The organism is Serratia sp. PAMC26656 (genome assembly GCF_016469055.2).
Lineage (GTDB): Bacteria > Pseudomonadota > Gammaproteobacteria > Enterobacterales > Enterobacteriaceae > Serratia > Serratia plymuthica.
On the sequence record NZ_CP150486.1, the window covers coordinates 2408925 to 2425155 of the forward strand.

At 55.9% G+C, this 16231-nt stretch carries 14 protein-coding genes; 4 read left to right on the top strand and 10 right to left on the bottom strand.

Annotated elements, in window-relative coordinates:
- The first annotated feature begins 339 nt into the window (after positions 1-339).
- Both JEM67_RS12390 and JEM67_RS12395 read left to right on the top strand, forming a co-directional pair.
- A complete protein-coding gene (locus tag JEM67_RS12390; RefSeq protein WP_199639082.1) occupies positions 340-1080 on the top strand; it encodes an EAL domain-containing protein in 741 nt (246 codons plus the stop codon).
- Between the two features lie 243 nt (positions 1081-1323).
- Entirely contained in the window at positions 1324-2766 is a 1443-nt protein-coding gene (locus JEM67_RS12395; protein WP_199639084.1) for a protein adenylyltransferase SelO, read from the top strand.
- A 34-nt stretch (positions 2767-2800) separates the two neighbouring features.
- On the opposite strand, the gene JEM67_RS12400 is transcribed toward JEM67_RS12395, so the two are convergent.
- The 9 genes from JEM67_RS12400 to ppsR all read right to left on the bottom strand — a co-directional run bounded on the left by JEM67_RS12400 (position 2801) and on the right by ppsR (position 11714).
- Positions 2801-3586: a heme ABC transporter ATP-binding protein gene (locus tag JEM67_RS12400; protein WP_199639086.1), complete on the bottom strand. Its 786-nt coding sequence runs from the start codon at positions 3584-3586 to the stop codon at positions 2801-2803.
- A complete protein-coding gene (locus JEM67_RS12405) occupies positions 3579-4583 on the bottom strand; it encodes a FecCD family ABC transporter permease (protein WP_199639088.1) in 1005 nt (334 codons plus the stop codon). Before JEM67_RS12405 ends, JEM67_RS12400 begins: the two co-directional genes overlap by 8 nt.
- Positions 4583-5413, bottom strand: coding sequence for a heme/hemin ABC transporter substrate-binding protein (locus JEM67_RS12410; protein ID WP_199639090.1), 831 nt, complete (start codon positions 5411-5413; stop codon positions 4583-4585). Before JEM67_RS12410 ends, JEM67_RS12405 begins: the two co-directional genes overlap by 1 nt.
- Positions 5410-6444: a hemin-degrading factor gene (locus JEM67_RS12415; protein WP_199639092.1), complete on the bottom strand. Its 1035-nt coding sequence runs from the start codon at positions 6442-6444 to the stop codon at positions 5410-5412. Before JEM67_RS12415 ends, JEM67_RS12410 begins: the two co-directional genes overlap by 4 nt.
- Before the next feature lie 63 nt (positions 6445-6507).
- Positions 6508-8550, bottom strand: a complete 2043-nt coding sequence (locus tag JEM67_RS12420; protein WP_199639094.1) for a TonB-dependent hemoglobin/transferrin/lactoferrin family receptor — start codon at positions 8548-8550, stop codon at positions 6508-6510.
- 93 nt (positions 8551-8643) lie between these two features.
- Positions 8644-8829: a hemin uptake protein HemP gene (gene hemP / locus JEM67_RS12425; RefSeq protein WP_370576191.1), complete on the bottom strand. Its 186-nt coding sequence runs from the start codon at positions 8827-8829 to the stop codon at positions 8644-8646.
- A 170-nt stretch (positions 8830-8999) separates the two neighbouring features.
- Entirely contained in the window at positions 9000-9485 is a 486-nt protein-coding gene (locus tag JEM67_RS12430; protein WP_013812654.1) for a glutathione peroxidase, read from the bottom strand.
- A 125-nt stretch (positions 9486-9610) separates the two neighbouring features.
- Positions 9611-10657 carry a 3-deoxy-7-phosphoheptulonate synthase gene (locus JEM67_RS12435; RefSeq protein WP_013812655.1) on the bottom strand — a complete coding sequence of 349 codons (1047 nt, stop codon included), beginning with the start codon at positions 10655-10657 and terminating at the stop codon, positions 9611-9613.
- 235 nt (positions 10658-10892) lie between these two features.
- Positions 10893-11714, bottom strand: a complete 822-nt coding sequence (gene ppsR / locus JEM67_RS12440; protein WP_013812656.1) for a posphoenolpyruvate synthetase regulatory kinase/phosphorylase PpsR — start codon at positions 11712-11714, stop codon at positions 10893-10895.
- Between the two features lie 25 nt (positions 11715-11739).
- Here ppsR and JEM67_RS12445 point away from each other — a divergent pair, with 25 nt between their 5' ends.
- On the top strand, positions 11740-12027 hold the full coding sequence (locus JEM67_RS12445; protein ID WP_199639098.1) for a hypothetical protein: 288 nt from the start codon (positions 11740-11742) through the stop codon (positions 12025-12027).
- Positions 12028-12245: 218 nt separating this feature from the next.
- Positions 12246-14624, top strand: coding sequence for a phosphoenolpyruvate synthase (ppsA, locus tag JEM67_RS12450; protein WP_199639100.1), 2379 nt, complete (start codon positions 12246-12248; stop codon positions 14622-14624).
- 469 nt (positions 14625-15093) lie between these two features.
- Here ppsA and ydiK read toward each other — a convergent pair whose 3' ends face one another.
- Positions 15094-16194, bottom strand: coding sequence for an AI-2E family transporter YdiK (gene ydiK / locus JEM67_RS12455; protein WP_013812658.1), 1101 nt, complete (start codon positions 16192-16194; stop codon positions 15094-15096).
- Between the last annotated feature and the right edge of the window lie 37 nt (positions 16195-16231).

Below are 16231 nucleotides of genomic sequence, written 5' to 3' on the forward strand. Positions count from 1 at the left end.
TGTTATGAAATTGGAGCGTAATTGCGTTGAGTGCAAAAGATACGTTTTCAAACCGATAGGAATTTCTTTAATTAAAACAATGGAGATAAGTCAAATTTTAAGCATTACTCTATCCCTTAAGTGAAATGCCTCTCGATTTCATTCGCTCCGCTCTGATTTTGTCATAAGTTAAATTGTTTTTTATTCATTTTCTTGCGAACTACGCATAGCTTTAATCTATCAATTAAATGATAACTTATTGGTAATTACATTGATATTTCCGATTAATCTCAGGGGGATTGATCGATAAAATATATTGATATACGATCAGCTGCTCGCCATTCTGCCTGTGGCATTAAAATGAAAATTCAATTCGAAGCTGACTTTATTAGTCGCTATGTTTTTCAACCTGTTTACTCAATGGACGGCAGACTGCTGGCGGTAGAAATTTTATGCCGTTTCAATAGCCTGGACGGTGATTTAGCCATGCCGGCTGACATTGGGATTACGTTATTGACTCCCGCTCAAAGGGTTGAGTTATTTAACGAGCAATTGAGACTGGCGGAGCAACATGCCTGTTGGTTTATCGAGCACGACGTGCTGTTGACCCTCAATATCGAAGAAACCATTGTCGATGCGATCCTCGCTGACGATCTGCTGTGTCAACGCCTACGGCAGTGGTCGTTTATTGCATTGGAGATCAGTGAGGCCTTTCCGAATCTTTCGGCGGGAAAGAACAATACCAAGGTCAGCCGGCTAAGCGAAATGTTCACGCTGTGGCTGGATAATTTTGGTTCAGGGCAAGCGACATTGACCGCATTGTATGACGGGCTGTTCGACTATGTGAAAATCGACAAACATTTTTACTGGCAGCTGTTTGCCCACCAAGGATATGACGTAGTCATAGACTCGCTATTAAAGAATATCAACCTGCTGTGCAAGGGAGTGATTGTCTGCGGCATTGAGAAGAAGGAGTATTTTAATAAGCTCAGGCATGCCGGTGTTTTTGGTTTGCAGGGTTTTTTATGGCCCAGCGTTGGTGTGGATAATTTGGTCGCTTTGCGGGTCACACCTGAAGAGTTCAATAACAATAATCGATAGCGCTGCCCACCCCAGAGTAATAATGGATCGGGTGATTTTGCTGTGATTCCTGCCCTGTTATTTCTCATGAATTTCCCGCGGATAAAGCCTTCCGTTCATCGGCACAATCAGGCGTTTAAACCCTATCGATGCAAACGACTCTCCTCCGCCTCTGCCTGGATTCTCGACAGAGGTGTTCTCCCTGCATTTCCTCTGTGTTAATCCGCACGCCCAGGCTCTACACTAAGCGGATACGGAGGGCCTATGCCGCAGTTTGAAAACGCTTATCACCACCAGTTACCCGGTTTTTATACCGAATTGAAACCCACGCCGCTGAAGGGCGCTCGCCTGCTGTATCACAGTGAACCGCTGGCGCGAGAGCTGGGGTTGGACGAAAGCTGGTTTACCCAGGACAAGACCCCGATATGGTCGGGTGAAAGACTGCTGCCCGGTATGCAGCCGTTGGCGCAGGTGTACAGCGGCCACCAGTTTGGCGTGTGGGCCGGGCAATTGGGTGACGGCCGTGGCATCTTGCTCGGCGAGCAAAAGCTGGCGGATGGCCGCAGCATGGACTGGCATCTGAAAGGCGTGGGGCTAACGCCTTATTCGCGGATGGGCGACGGGCGTGCCGTATTGCGTTCGGCGATCCGTGAATTTCTGGCCTCCGAGGCGTTGCATCATCTGGGCATCCCGACCACGCGCGCGTTGACTCTGGTGACCAGCGAACAGCCCGTTTTCCGTGAACAACCGGAGCGTGGCGCGATGTTACTGCGCGTGGCGGAAAGCCATGTGCGCTTCGGCCATTTTGAGCATTTTTACTACCGCAAACAGCCGGAGCAGGTGCAACAGCTGGCCGATTTTGTGATCGCTCGCCATTGGCCGCAGTTGAAGGATCACGACGACGGCTATTTACCCTGGTTTATTGACGTTGTTGAACGCACTGCGCGCTTAATCGCGCATTGGCAGACCGTCGGGTTCGCTCACGGCGTGATGAACACTGATAATATGTCGATCCTTGGCATCACCATCGATTATGGCCCTTACGCTTTCCTCGATGATTACAAACCTGACTTTATCTGCAACCATTCGGATCATCAGGGGCGTTATGCCTTTGATAATCAACCCGCGGTTGCGCTGTGGAACCTCCACCGGCTGGCGCAGGCGCTGTCCGGGTTGATGACCACAGAGCAGTTGCAGCAGGCGCTGGCGGCCTATGAACCGGCGTTGATGCGAGCCTATGGAGAGCAGATGCGCGCCAAACTCGGCTTTTTCATCCAGTCGACTCAGGATAACGATCTGCTGACCGGGCTGTTGAGCCTCATGGCGCAAGAGGGGCGCGACTATACCCGTACTTTCCGCTTGCTGAGCCAGACGGAACAGCAACAGGCGCAGTCGCCGTTGCGGGACGAGTTTATCGATCGCGGCGCATTCGACGCTTGGTATCAGCAATATCGGCAGCGTTTGCAGCAAGAGCAGGTGAGCGACAGTGAACGGCAGCAGGCGATGAAGGCGGCAAATCCCAAATTAATCCTGCGCAATTATCTGGCGCAGCAGGCGATTGAGCGTGCCGAGCAGGATGATGTCAGCAAGCTGGCGCGCCTGCATCAGGCGTTGTTGACGCCGTTCGCCGATGCGCCAGAATACGACGATCTTGCCGCTTTGCCGCCGGATTGGGGCAAGCATCTGGAGATTTCCTGCTCGAGCTGAAATACCCGTCGTGTTTCATATTGCTGCGCCCCATTCACTGACGCAGATAAACCTGTGGTAGCGCCACTTCCGGGTGGTGCACCACGCCCAAATCGGCCTGATACCAGCGGGTCAGAATATCCGCCTGCAATACCTCTTGCGGCGTGCCCACGGCAACCAAATGCCCCTGATGCAGCAATAAAATACGGTCGGCATACAGCGCCGCCAGGTTCAGATCGTGCAGTACGCAGCACACCGCAATGGGCTGTTGCCGCGTCAGCGAACGCAACAACCTCAGCGTATGCTGCTGGTGGTAGAGATCCAGCGCCGAGGTGGGTTCGTCCAGGAACAACCAGGAAGGCGAGGGCTGCGGCTGCCAAAGCTGCGCCAGCACGCGGGCTAATTGTACCCGTTGCTGTTCACCGCCGGAAAGGCGGCGATAATCCCGCTGGGCCAGTTCAAGACAATCGGTTTGCGCCATCACCTGCTGCACCGCTTGCTGCACATGACGCTTGCCATGCGGTAACCTGCCCATGCTGACCACTTCCTCGACGGTAAACGAAAAGGCCAGATCGCTGTGCTGACGCATCACCGCACGTACCTTGGCTAACTGTTGCGGTTGCCATTGATCCAACGGCAACCCAAGAAGTTTGCACTCTCCGCAGCTCGGCGACAGGTAGCCGGTTAACAGACGCAGCAGCGTCGATTTCCCCGCGCCGTTCGGCCCGATAATCGCCACCATTTCGCCGCTGGCGATACTCAGCGAGACGTCGTTGATTAACCGGCGCGAACCCAGGCTGTAACGTAGCTGATGTGCCGTCAGGCTTGATGCATTACCCATCCGTACGCTCCCGCTGGCGCATGACCAGCCATAAGAAATAAGGCCCGCCAATCAGGCTGGTCATCAACCCGACCGGCATCTCCGCCGGCGCCACCAGCGTCCGTGCCAGCGTGTCGCTGACCAGCAGCAGGCAGGCGCCGCCCAGCGCGGAGCAGGGCAGCAGCCAGCGGTGGTCGCCGCCGAGCCGCATGCGCACCAGGTGCGGCACCACCAGGCCGATAAAGCCAATGACGCCGCTCATCGCCACCGCCGCGCCAATCAACAATGCGCTAAGCAGAAGCAGTTGCAGTTTGGCACGCTGGACATTCACGCCGAGGTAGTGCGCCTCTTCATCGCCCAGTTGCAGCAGGTTCAGGCAGCGCGCCTGTAACAGCGTCAGCAGGGTCGTCGGCAGGATCAAAGAGGCCGATACGATCAGCGTTGGCCACTGTGACTGGCTCAGGCTGCCCATCATCCACAATGAAAACTGACGTAGCTGTTGATCGCTGCTGAGATAAGACAGCACGCCGATGGCCGCCATGCACAGGGCGTTGATGGCGATCCCCGCCAGCAACAGGCGTGACAGGCTGCCGTGCCCGCTGCGGCTGATGCCGTAGATCAGCAGTGACACCAGCAGGCTGCCGAGGAAAGCCGCCAACATGTGGCCATACAAGGCAATCACCGGCGGCAGGGCCAGCGGCATAACGATAATCAGCGCGACAAACAGCGCACCGCCGCTACTGATGCCCAACAGGCTGGGATCGGCCAGCGGATTGCGGAACAGCCCCTGCATGACGGCGCCGGACACCGCCAGTGCGCAGCCGATGACCACCGTCAGCAGCACACGCGGCAAGCGGATGTTTAGCCAGATATGCCAAGAGGTATCGCTGAACGGCTCCTGCCACAGGGTACGAAACGACAGCGTCAGCGCGCCCATATTGGCGGCGCCCAGCGCCAATAGCGCAAGCAGCACCAACAGACCGGCAATGGTCATGCGCGCAGAGGTGCGGCCAGGCATTACTTTTGCTCCGCCGCATTACGCAGTTTGGCCAGCGCGGCCGGCGTTTCCAGCCCAAAGCCCAGCAGCGCCATGTCGTCGACCACCAACACGCGGTGGTTTTTGCCGGCAGGCGTGAGGGCAATCCCAGGCAGTTTCCACAGCTGCTCCAGGCCACCGAGGGTCTTGACGCCATCGGTGGTGACCAGCAGCAGATCGGGCGCGCTGGCGATCACGCCTTCTTGCGACAGCGGGCGGTAGCGGTTGAATCCTTGCATCGCGTTCTTCAACCCTGCGGCGGTGATGACCGCATCGGCGGCGGTATGTTGCCCGGCGGCCATCGGCGTAATGCCGCCGTGGCTCATGACGAACAACACCCTGATCGGCAATGAAGACGTGTTCACCTGCGTGAGCTGTTGTTGGTAACGCGCGCTCAATTGCTTGCCCCGGTCGGTGCGTTGCAGCGCCTGGGCGATGACCGCGATTTTTTCCGGCACCGCCTGCAAAGTGGTGTCGCCGGGAATTCGCACCACCTGCACGCCGCTTTCCTCCAACTGTTTGAGCACCAGCGCAGGTTCAGCCAGTTCGGTGCTCAGCACCAGTGTGGGTTTCAGCGCCAGAATGCCTTCGGCATTGAGTTGACGCATATAGCCGACATCCGGCAGCGGTTTCACGGCCGCCGGCTGCAGGCTGGTGCTGTCTCGTGCCACGATCTCATCGCCCGCGCCAAGGGCGAAGGCAATTTCGGTGACGTCACCGCCTATCGAGACAATACGTTCCGCCGCCGCAGCGGTGAACGGCAACGCCAGCGCAAGGCACAACGTCAGACGACGGGACAATGAAGATTTCATGCGGCAATGTCCTTGGGTTCAAGGGCGGCAACCTGCTCACGCCACTGGGTTTGTTCCGGCTGGCCCTCGGTACGTTGGCCGTAAAGTTGGGCGATTTGCGTACCGTCGGCGGCGAACAGCTCCAGGCTGGTGACGAAGCCGTCTTTGGTGGGTTTGCGGGTGATCCAGCTTTCTGCAATAGCGCCTTCGATCAGGTGCAGAGTGAAGCGGCGGTTAAACACGTTAATCCAACCTTCCTGCGGCATCAGCCGCTCGATCTGGCCGGTGAAGATCTGCACGCAACCTCGGTTGCCGACAAAAATCATGATCTCGTTCTGCAAGCTGTGCGCGGCATTGAGCAACTGCGCCAAGGCGTTGTTATCCACCTGGTACGCCAGATCGTTGCCGACGGCGCGGAAGGCCTGCTGACGCGTCAGCTTATGGCGGCCCAGCAATTGGAAGAACTGGTGAACGTCGGTCATTTCACGCCATTCCCGGTCAATTTTTTCGGCGTCCGGTGCGGCGTTACTGGTCGTGGAGTCTGCCGCTTTCAATGCCAGAGCCGGGTTTTCTGTGCTTAGGTGGCGTTCGACCAGCGCCATCCAGGCCCCCAGATCGGTTTCCTCGGTGGTGTACACCTTATGCAAGGCGTCGCCCTGATGATCGAAGAACTGAATGCTGTGGCGTACGCCGCGCTTGTTGGTTTCGCTCATGGCAAATACGCTGGCCCACTGGTTGAGGAACAGGCGCAAATCCAGCTCGCGGGGGTTAAGAATTAACCCCGCGTGGCCGTTCAGGTGTTGGTTAAGGTAGCGGCCCATTTGCTCATGTACCGCATAGCTGTTGCGAGTAATGGACTTGGTCACGCCAACCTGTTCCAGCTCGGTCAGCAGGGTACGTGCATCGGCTTGCAGGCGGCGGGTGTCTTCACCCACGCGGGCATGGGTCAGTTCCGCTTCGCTGACACCCAGCAGTTCCGCCAGATCGCGTGCGTATTTGCCAGGATTATCAATTTTTGCCTGCTGGTAACGGGCGTATAAGTTATTGCTCATCGGTTGTGCTCCTGTGTGCGGTTCACGCGGCGGGCAATCGGCTTGCCCGCCGTATTCAAAAGGTTACCACTGATAGCTGACCAGCAGTTTGGCGTTGCGGCCATCCTGCGGAATGCCCTGCGGCGAGTAATACTCTTTATCGAAGGCGTTGCCCAGCACCACTGTGGTGGTGACGCCCTGCAGGCGCTCGCGGCCTTTATAGCTCAGGTAGAAATCGTTAACGCCGTAGCCGCCTTGCTCGGCGGTACCGGTTTCCACACGCGTGGCGCGCTCGGCGAAGGTAGCGACCCAACCGGTCGACAGGCCGGTTTCACCCAACGGGATATCCAGCGTGCTGGTCACGGTGTCGGGGTTGATGTCGCTCAGCCACTCTCCGCTGTTGCCGTTCAGTTCCCCGTTGCGCGACTTATCCTTGCCGCGAGTGCGGTTGTAAGCCAGATCCCAATTAAACCACTGCGTTTGGTAGCTCAGGGACGTATCCCAGCCCCAAATTTTAGCGCGTGAGATATTTTGCGAAGACGTCTGGGTACGGGTGACGTACAGGCTAATGTAGTCCTTGGCGTCGGTATCGAAGTAGCTGGCTTTAAACTGCAGGTTATCTCCGGCCATCAACAGATCGTCAAAACGCAGGCCGAAACCGTACTCGGCGGTACTGGTGGTTTCCGGTCTCAGATTAGGGTTCGGCACCCAATAGTTGCCGGGGAAGTGGCGCGAATCATTGTACATTTCACCCATGGTGGGGGCGCGGAAGGCCTGAGAATAGGAGCCGAACAGCATCAGCCAGTCGGTTGGCGAATAAGTCAGTGCGCCGCGGGATGACCACTTGTCGGCATCGACGTCGTCGTGGCCTTGGCTGCTGCCCTTATAGTTATCGTAGCGGGTGCCGGCAAGCAGGGTGACAGGAATATCACGCAGCGTGATTTCGTCCTGCATCCAGCCGGAAGCGAAGTTGATTTTCGCCTGTGGGAAGCTGGTGGTAGCGCCGCCAGGATGTTGTTTTTGCTGGTAGCTTTCCGAGCCGTAGGTCAGCAGGTGCGAAGCAAAGCTGTCGGCAAACAGGCGGGTACGGTTCTCCAGCTTGGCCCCGTTGGTGGTTTGTTTGCGGAGTTCGTCCGTTGACGCCGCATTGTGAGCGTTGATTTTGACCTCAGAGGTGTACACCTTGACGTCGGCGTCCAGCCACGCCTGATCCAGAGGTTTTACTTTATAGCTCAATGCCGCATCACGCTGGATGGTAGAGCGGTTGGTCATCGGATTGCTGCTGGAATAATCCGGATCCTGCGGATTTTTCGGTTCGCGGGCGCTGTTATTGTAATAGCGCAAATCGCCGCTCAACGATTGGGCATCATCAATCTTCCAGGTGCCTTTGGCCAGCATATTACTGATGGTTTCATCGTTTGGCGCGTCAAAACCGTTGCCTTGGCGCAAATCGCCAACGTCGCGGGTGCCGAACGACAGCAGGCCGTCGAGATTGTCGGTCTTGCCATAGGCGCTGGCGCCCATACCCAGGCTGTGATCGCCGCTGCCGGCGGTACCGTAAACCCGGAACCCGTTGCCATGGCCTGGCAGCAGCAGATCGGCTGCATCCACGGTTTCATAAGCAATTACGCCGCCCAGTGCGCCGCTGCCATACAGCAGAGCCGAAGGGCCACGTACTACTTCAATGCGTTTTACCAGTGCCGGATCCAGGAAAGTACCGCCAATGTGGCCGGTATCGGTGCCCTGACGGATACCGTCTACCAACGTCAGTACGCCGTTTTTACCGTAGCCGCGCATGGAGACGTCCTGACCGTTGCTACGACCAGTGCCATTTACGGTAATGCCCGGCACGCGGCGCAGCATGTCGGCGGCGCTGGTGGCCGTCTGGCTCTCTGGGGTATTGCCTTCGATTACCGTGACCATCATCGGCGCTTCAAAACTGCTGCGCTGATTGCCGGTAGCGACAACGGTCATGGCGTCTTCGCCGGTTTTCTCGGTTTTTGCCGGGGCGGCGGCAGAAGAAGAAACTGTGCTGGTGGTTTGTGCAAAAGTCACCGTCGGCAGAGCGCAGGCAATCGCCAAACTCAATGCGGATAAACGCAGCCGGGTGTAAGGGGTCAGAGGCATGTCGCAACTCTCCATATGTTTTAAACATATCAATAGATTTGCTGGCTGCCTGGATCGAAGCGATCGGGGTGGCTGGCGTTGTGGAATAAGGGATTATTTGGTCAGGATTAATTTCCCGGCCTTGGTCTGCCGCAGTTGGTAACGCTGGCCCTGATGGAGGATGATCGCTACGCCGTCTGCATCAAGCAACTGCGCGCTGTCGTAGCAAGGAGGCGAGATCAGGCTGCGTTCAGCACCGGGGGCAGCTTTGCCCCGCGGGGGGGTATTGTGATTATCCATCGTCATTTGTTTATAAAACAGACCATTAAATGGTAATTAATATCATATTGATAATCATTATCATGTGGGCGAAAGGTTACATCAAGGAAAATTTTCTTACCGATGGAACCTTTTTGAACGAAGGGCTGTCGCTGCGGTCCGGGCACACCCGGACCGCAAACCAAGGGGGGTTATTTCAGCAGGGTTTCGATGTGGTCAAACAGGCGCTCAGGCTTGGTGATGGGCGCAAAACGTTTCACCCGCTGGCCGTCGGCGGTCAGCAGGAACTTGGTGAAGTTCCACTTGATGCGCTTGCTGCCAAGCACCCCCGGCCCGAGGCGTTTCAATTCGTTGAACAGCGGATGCGTGCCGGGGCCGTTAACCTCCACCTTGCTGAACAGCGGGAAACTGACGCCGTAGTTGAGCGTACAGAAATTGGCGATCTCCAGCGGATCCCCTGGCTCTTGCGCACCAAATTGATTGCACGGGAACCCCAACACCATCAGGCCGCGATCCCGATAGTACTGCCACAGGTTTTCCAGGCCACGGTATTGCGGAGTAAAGCCGCATTTGCTGGCAGTATTAACCACCAGATAAGCGCGGGCGGGAAAGTCGCCCAGCGTTTTGTGCTCCCCTTGCAGAGTGACGCAGGGGATGGATAACAGTGAATGGCTCATGCGGGAAACTCCACATCCTGTTGGCAGGGGCGCGGTTTATAGCGTCTGCGGGCTTGATTGGCGTAAGTATAGATGAGAGAAGGGAAAGTTGAAAAACCGGGGTGTCGCCACCCCGGAGAACAGGTTCAGAAGCGGGTATCCACCGCATCGGCCAACATGGCCAGCAGCTGTTCGCTGTCGGACCAGCTCAGGCACGGGTCAGTGATTGACTGGCCGTAAGTCAGCGGTTGACCGGCAACGATTTTCTGCGTGCCTTCCACCAGGAAACTTTCTGCCATCACGCCGGTGACGGCGGCGGAACCGGCGCGGATCTGCTGGCAGACATTCTCGGCTACTTCCAGTTGACGGCGATGCAGTTTCTGACAGTTGCCGTGGCTGAAGTCGATAACCAGATGCTCCGGCAGCTCAAATTCGCGCAGGCTGTCGCAGGCGGCAACGATATCGGTGGCGTGGTAGTTCGGCGTTTTGCCGCCGCGCATGATGATATGACCGTAGGGATTGCCGCTGGTCTGATAAATCGTCATCTGCCCGTTTTTGTCCGGCGACAGGAACATGTGGCCGGCGCGCGCCGCGCGGATAGCGTCAATCGCGATGCGGGTGTTGCCGTCGGTACCGTTCTTGAAGCCCACCGGGCAGGAGAGCGCAGAAGCCATTTCGCGGTGGATCTGGCTTTCGGTGGTGCGTGCGCCGATGGCACCCCAACTGATCAAATCGGCAATGTATTGGCCTACTACCATGTCCAGGAATTCGGTGGCGGTCGGCAGGCCGAGCTGATTGACTTCCAGTAACAGTCGGCGTGCCATTTCGATGCCACGATTTACCTGAAAGGTGCCATCCAGCGCCGGATCCGAGATCAGACCTTTCCAGCCCACCACGGTGCGCGGCTTTTCAAAATAAGTGCGCATCACGATTTCCAGGCGGTCCTGATAGCGAATGCGCAGCGCATTCAGACGGCCGGCATAATCGATGGCGGCGTCTAAATCGTGGATGGAGCAGGGGCCGATAACCACCAACAGGCGACGATCTTCGCCGGTAAGAATCTTTTCAATTCGTTGTCGTGACGCTGTCACGCTATCGGCAATTTCCGCCGAAATCGGCAGCTTTTCCGCCAATGCTTGCGGCGTGACGAGGCTGTCGATGCGCGCGGTCCGCAGTTCATCTGTTTTGTGCATGATTTTCTCTAAAGACTTTTCTTCGCTGCGGCAGGAGTGCCGGGAAGTGATGCCGATCACAATAACGTAAAAACCGGTGAATTCAACCGTAGAAATTGTGTTCTGTTGATCGAAGCCACTAAAAAAAGCACAAAAATCAGGGTCTGCGGGGAAATCAGCGGCAGACGGCAGGGAAAATACCCCTGCCGGGAGAGCGCACAGCTAGGCGCGTTGCCAGCGGCGAGCGCCATGCTGCCTAGAACATGCGGCGACTCATGCCAAGAATATCCAGGATTTTAGTGGAGATTTCCTCCACCGAATAGTTGGTGGTGTTCAGATAGCGAATCTGGTTCTTGCGGAACAGCGCTTCGACTTCGGCAAGCTCCATCCGGCACTGGCGAATTGAGGCATAACGGCTGTTTTCACGGCGTTCTTGGCGGATGGCGGCCAGCCGCTCCGGATCGATGGTCAGGCCGAACAGTTTATGCTGAAACGGTTTCAGCGCGGCGGGGAGATGCAAATTGTCCATATCGTCGGCGGTAAATGGGTAGTTGGCGGCGCGGATCCCGAACTGCATGGCCAGATACAGGCTGGTGGGGGTTTTGCCGCAGCGGGATACGCCCAACAGTATGACCTGAGCCTGATCGAGATTACGTAGCGATATGCCGTCATCATGGGCTAACGTGTAGTCAATGGCGGCGATACGGGCATCGTATTTGCCGAGGTTGCTGGCCGTCAGCCCGTGGGTGCGGTTCGGCACCGGCGTGGGTTCAACGTCCAGTTCGCCCTGCAGCGGGCCGACTAGCGCCTGAACGATATCCTGGCAAAAGCCTTCGCTCTGGGTGATGACATTACGCACTTCCGGCGAAATGATGGAATAAAACACCAGCGGGCGCACGCCGGTATCGCGATAAATATCGTTAATCTGTTGGCAGACTCCACGGGCCCGTGCTTCGGTTTCAACGAAGGGCAACGTAAAGGTGGTGGCCTTGACCGGGAATTGGGACAAAACCGCGTGGCCCAACACTTCGGCGGTGATCGCCGTGCCATCCGAAATATAAAAAACGCTTCTTTCCACCCGAGGCTCCTTACCTGAAACGGTGATGCAGTTGTATCGCCTGCTTAACCGTATCATGGGCTTCAGGCTTACCGGCGGTAAAGGGGCGGGCAAAAAAAATGTGATAATGCGGGCAGCGTTGGCCATTGATTGTCGAGGCAGGGGGAATAATGAGCCACAGGTTTTTAAGATGAAACGTTATTTTAATTTTTATGAAAAAGCAGGGTTTATTTTCAGCGATGGCATATTCAGCATATTGGCGTTATGTTCATCAAAGTCCATCCAGTTATTATGGCCTTTAAAACTGAAGTTTAAAAAATACTTAATTTGTTGAGATTTAAGCTTTTAGTGCCATAGGGAACGATTCCAGTCAAATTCAGGCTTTCAGGTAATTTTCCGAAAATCCACTTTCTTCATCGGGTTGATCGATTCACCTTTCCATTTCCTATGGATCATTGTGCTAGTCTGAGTTGGCTCCGTTTTGTCGGTGCCCAAGAAAGCAAACGAATTAAATCCGTCTATACCCTACTGATAGCAATAAGGATTGTCTCGATGTCCAACAATGGCCCAGACTTGCGTAATGTGCTTTGGTACAACCAGCTCGGCATGCACGACGTTGACCGTGTCGGTGGCAAAAATGCCTCCCTCGGTGAAATGATCACCAATCTTTCCGATTTGGGCGTGGCCGTGCCAAACGGTTTTGCCACCACCGCACAGGCGTTTAACGATTTCCTCGAGCAAAGCGGTGTTAACCAGCGCATCTATCAATTACTGGATCAAACTGACGTTGACGATGTTGCTCAACTGGCCAAGGCCGGTGCGCAAATTCGCCAATGGGTCATCGACACGCCATTCCATGCGGAATTCGAGCGTGAAATTAACCTGGCTTACCAACAGTTGGCGGACGGCGAGCCGGAAGCCTCGTTTGCCGTGCGTTCTTCCGCGACTGCGGAAGACATGCCGGATGCCTCTTTTGCCGGCCAGCAGGAAACCTTCCTCAACGTGCAGGGTATCGACGCTGTCATGGTGGCGATCAAACACGTTTTCGCCTCGCTGTTTAATGACCGCGCCATCTCGTATCGCGTACATCAGGGCTATGACCACCGCGGCGTAGCCTTGTCGGCCGGCGTACAGCGCATGGTACGCTCCGATCTGGCGTCTTCCGGCGTGATGTTCACCATTGATACCGAGTCGGGCTTTGATCAGGTGGTATTTATTACGTCCGCCTTCGGCCTGGGCGAAATGGTGGTGCAGGGCGCGGTGAATCCGGATGAGTTCTATGTGCACAAACCGACGCTGCTACGCGGCAATCCGGCTATCGTCCGCCGCAACCTCGGTTCGAAGAAAATCCGCATGGTGTACGCACCTTCGCTGGATCACGGCAAGCAGGTACAAATCGAAGATGTGCCAGAGCAGCAACGCAATCGTTTCTCTCTGACCGACCAGGAAGTGGAAGCACTGGCGCATCAGGCGATTTTGATCGAAAAACATTACGGCCGCCCGATGGACATCGAGTGGGCGAAAGACGGCCATACCGGAAAATTGCTGATTGTGCAGGCGCGTCCGGAAACCGTGCGTTCCAACGAGCAGACGATGGAACGTTATCAGCTTAACGGCTCAAGTACGGTGCTGGTGGAAGGGCGAGCTATCGGCCATCGCATCGGTGCCGGCCCGGTGAAGGTGATCCATAGCATCAGCGAAATGGATCGTATTCTGCCGGGTGACGTGCTGGTTACCGACATGACCGACCCGGACTGGGAACCGATCATGAAGAAAGCGGCGGCGATCGTCACCAACCGTGGGGGGCGTACCTGCCACGCGGCGATTATCGCTCGTGAGCTGGGTATCCCGGCGGTAGTCGGCTGCGGCAACGCCACCGATTTGCTGAAAGACGGCCAGAAAGTCACCGTTTCCTGTGCGGAAGGCGATACCGGCTTCGTGTACAGCGATATGATCGACTTTACCGTACAGAGCTCTGAAGTGACCGAATTGCCGGACCTGCCGTTGAAAATCATGATGAACGTCGGTAACCCGGATCGGGCTTTCGATTTTGCCCGTTTACCGAATGAAGGCGTGGGTCTGGCCCGTCTGGAATTTATCATCAACCGCATGATTGGCGTCCATCCAAAGGCGTTGCTGGAGTTCGATCAACAAACCCCGGCGCTGCAGAACGAAATCAAGGCGTTGATGCTGGGCTATGACCACCCGGTCGAGTTTTACGTGGGTCGCCTGACGGAAGGGATCGCCACGCTGGGTGCGGCATTCTGGCCGAAGCGGGTGATCGTTCGTCTGTCCGATTTCAAATCCAATGAATACGCCAACCTGGTGGGCGGCGAGAAGTATGAACCGCACGAAGAAAACCCAATGCTGGGCTTCCGTGGGGCAGGCCGCTACGTGTCGGACAGCTTCCGTGATTGCTTTGCGATGGAGTGCGATGCGGTAAAACGCGTGCGCAACGAAATGGGCCTCACCAACGTTGAGATCATGGTGCCCTTTGTTCGAACCGTGGCGCAGGCGGAGGCGGTGGTTGCAGAGCTGGCGCGTCAGGGTCTCAAGCGCGGCGAGAACGGCCTGAAAGTGATCATGATGTGTGAAATCCCATCCAATGCGCTATTGGCGGATCAGTTCCTGGAACATTTTGATGGCTTCTCGATCGGCTCCAACGACATGACTCAGTTGACGCTGGGGTTGGACCGCGATTCGGGCGTGGTGTCGGAACTGTTTGATGAACGCAACGAAGCGGTGAAGGCGCTGTTGTCGATGGCGATTCAGGCCGCTAAGCGTCATGGCAAATACGTGGGTATTTGTGGCCAGGGGCCATCCGATCATGAGGATTTCGCCGAATGGCTGATGGAGCAGGGCATTGACAGCCTGTCCCTCAATCCGGATACCGTGGTGCAAACCTGGATCAATCTGTCGAAGAAAAAATAACGCTTCACCGCAGATTAAGCGCTGACGTAAAACCGTAACTCAGGTTACGGTTTTTTTATTGCTGAATGTAAATGATGTGGGCGGGTGAATAAGCGTGGCTAAAAAAAGAATAAAAAAAAGCCCATCAAGAGACGGGCAAAGACTACACACAGCAATTCACATGTATGGCATTACATTGTTTGGAAAGCTTGCTTTAAAATCAGTGATTTGAAGCAATGGATGGTAATAATACTAGATATTTAAGGTTCGCTAGTCATTAAGAATCATCCTAATAAATACTTGCCTCATGATTTATTTTTAAGAACGCTTATTTTATCTTTATTGTATAAAGATGCATTCACTAAGCATGTTTAATTAATGTGCTATAGCGGGCGGTTATATTACGGCTTCGAATGAATTCGAAAGCAGGAAATGAACCGGGAGTCTTGCCGAGGGTATTCTGCCCGGTAACCCGGGCAGAATAGGGGAATTAGCGCTCTTCCAACTCTTTGGCGACGTCGTCCAGATCGGCCGTGGGTTCTGGCGCTTCGTCCATCCAGGCGGTGAGCAGACGATAAGATACCGCCAACACCACCGGGCCGATAAACAGGCCGATCATGCCGAAGGCCAGCAGGCCGCCGATAACGCCGGACAGGATCAGTAGCATCGGCAGATCGGCGCCCATGCGGATCAGCACTGGCCGCAGCACGTTATCCAGCGTGGCGACCACGCAGCTCCACACCAACAGTACGGTGCCCCAGGTGGTGTCGCCGCTCCAGTACAACCAGATAATCGCCGGTACCAGTACCAGTAACGGCCCCAATTGCGCCACGCAGCAAATGAATATCAGCACCGTCAGCAAGGTGGCGGCAGGAATGCCGGACACCGCCAGGCCAATCCCGCCCAGTACCGATTGCACCAGCGCCGTCACCACTACGCCCAGCGCTACCGCGCGGATCGCTTGGCCACCCAGCACCACCGCCGCGTCACCGCGCTCGGCCGCAAGACGCGCCGCAAAGTGACGAATACCCAGGGCGACTTGTTCACCGCGCGCATACAGCAGCACGCTGAACAGCAACATCAGCGTACAGTGCAGCAGGAAACGACCGATATGCGCTGCTTGCGCGACAAACCAGGTGGCGGTCTGACCGAAGTAAGGTTGGATTTTCGCCAGCAGCGCCGCGCCGCCGGCATTCACCAGAGTGTGATAGCTGTTATAAACTTTGTTGCCGATCATCGGGATCGATTGCAACCAGGCCAGATCGGGAATATGCAGCTTGCCGGGGGTGCTGGCCCAGGCAACGACTGGCGCGCTGTTGTCCACCACGCTGCTGACCAGCAGCGAAATCGGCAGGATGAACAGCAGGATCAGCAGCAGTGTCATGACGAGGACCGCCAGTGAGCGCCGGCCCCAGAGTATTTTTTGCAGTTTGATCAACAGTGGCCAGGTGGCGATGACCACCATGCCGGCCCAGGCGAAGCCGAGAATAAAGGGTTGAATGACCCAAAAACAGGCGACGATCATGATGGCGATAAACAGCACGCCAAAAATAATCCGTGGCAAATCGTATCGGGAGTGCGGGAGTGTCATGAATTAGGTTCTCATCCTGGTAAGTTAAATCCTTTGT

What these genes read in the sequence shown, in the direction of transcription:
- JEM67_RS12405 (WP_199639088.1), bottom strand. Translation starts at nt 4,583, where the DNA reads ATGCCTGGCCGCACCTCTGCGCGCATGACCATTGCCGGTCTGTTGGTG.
- JEM67_RS12390 (WP_199639082.1), top strand. Translation starts at nt 340, where the DNA reads ATGAAAATTCAATTCGAAGCTGACTTTATTAGTCGCTATGTTTTTCAA.
- JEM67_RS12410 (WP_199639090.1), bottom strand. Translation starts at nt 5,413, where the DNA reads ATGAAATCTTCATTGTCCCGTCGTCTGACGTTGTGCCTTGCGCTGGCG.
- JEM67_RS12435 (WP_013812655.1), bottom strand. Translation starts at nt 10,657, where the DNA reads ATGCACAAAACAGATGAACTGCGGACCGCGCGCATCGACAGCCTCGTC.
- ydiK (WP_013812658.1), bottom strand. Translation starts at nt 16,194, where the DNA reads ATGACACTCCCGCACTCCCGATACGATTTGCCACGGATTATTTTTGGC.
- JEM67_RS12400 (WP_199639086.1), bottom strand. Translation starts at nt 3,586, where the DNA reads ATGGGTAATGCATCAAGCCTGACGGCACATCAGCTACGTTACAGCCTG.
- ppsA (WP_199639100.1), top strand. Translation starts at nt 12,246, where the DNA reads ATGTCCAACAATGGCCCAGACTTGCGTAATGTGCTTTGGTACAACCAG.
- hemP (WP_370576191.1), bottom strand. Translation starts at nt 8,829, where the DNA reads ATGGATAATCACAATACCCCCCCGCGGGGCAAAGCTGCCCCCGGTGCT.
- JEM67_RS12415 (WP_199639092.1), bottom strand. Translation starts at nt 6,444, where the DNA reads ATGAGCAATAACTTATACGCCCGTTACCAGCAGGCAAAAATTGATAAT.
- JEM67_RS12395 (WP_199639084.1), top strand. Translation starts at nt 1,324, where the DNA reads ATGCCGCAGTTTGAAAACGCTTATCACCACCAGTTACCCGGTTTTTAT.
- JEM67_RS12430 (WP_013812654.1), bottom strand. Translation starts at nt 9,485, where the DNA reads ATGAGCCATTCACTGTTATCCATCCCCTGCGTCACTCTGCAAGGGGAG.
- JEM67_RS12445 (WP_199639098.1), top strand. Translation starts at nt 11,740, where the DNA reads ATGCAGTTGTATCGCCTGCTTAACCGTATCATGGGCTTCAGGCTTACC.
- JEM67_RS12420 (WP_199639094.1), bottom strand. Translation starts at nt 8,550, where the DNA reads ATGCCTCTGACCCCTTACACCCGGCTGCGTTTATCCGCATTGAGTTTG.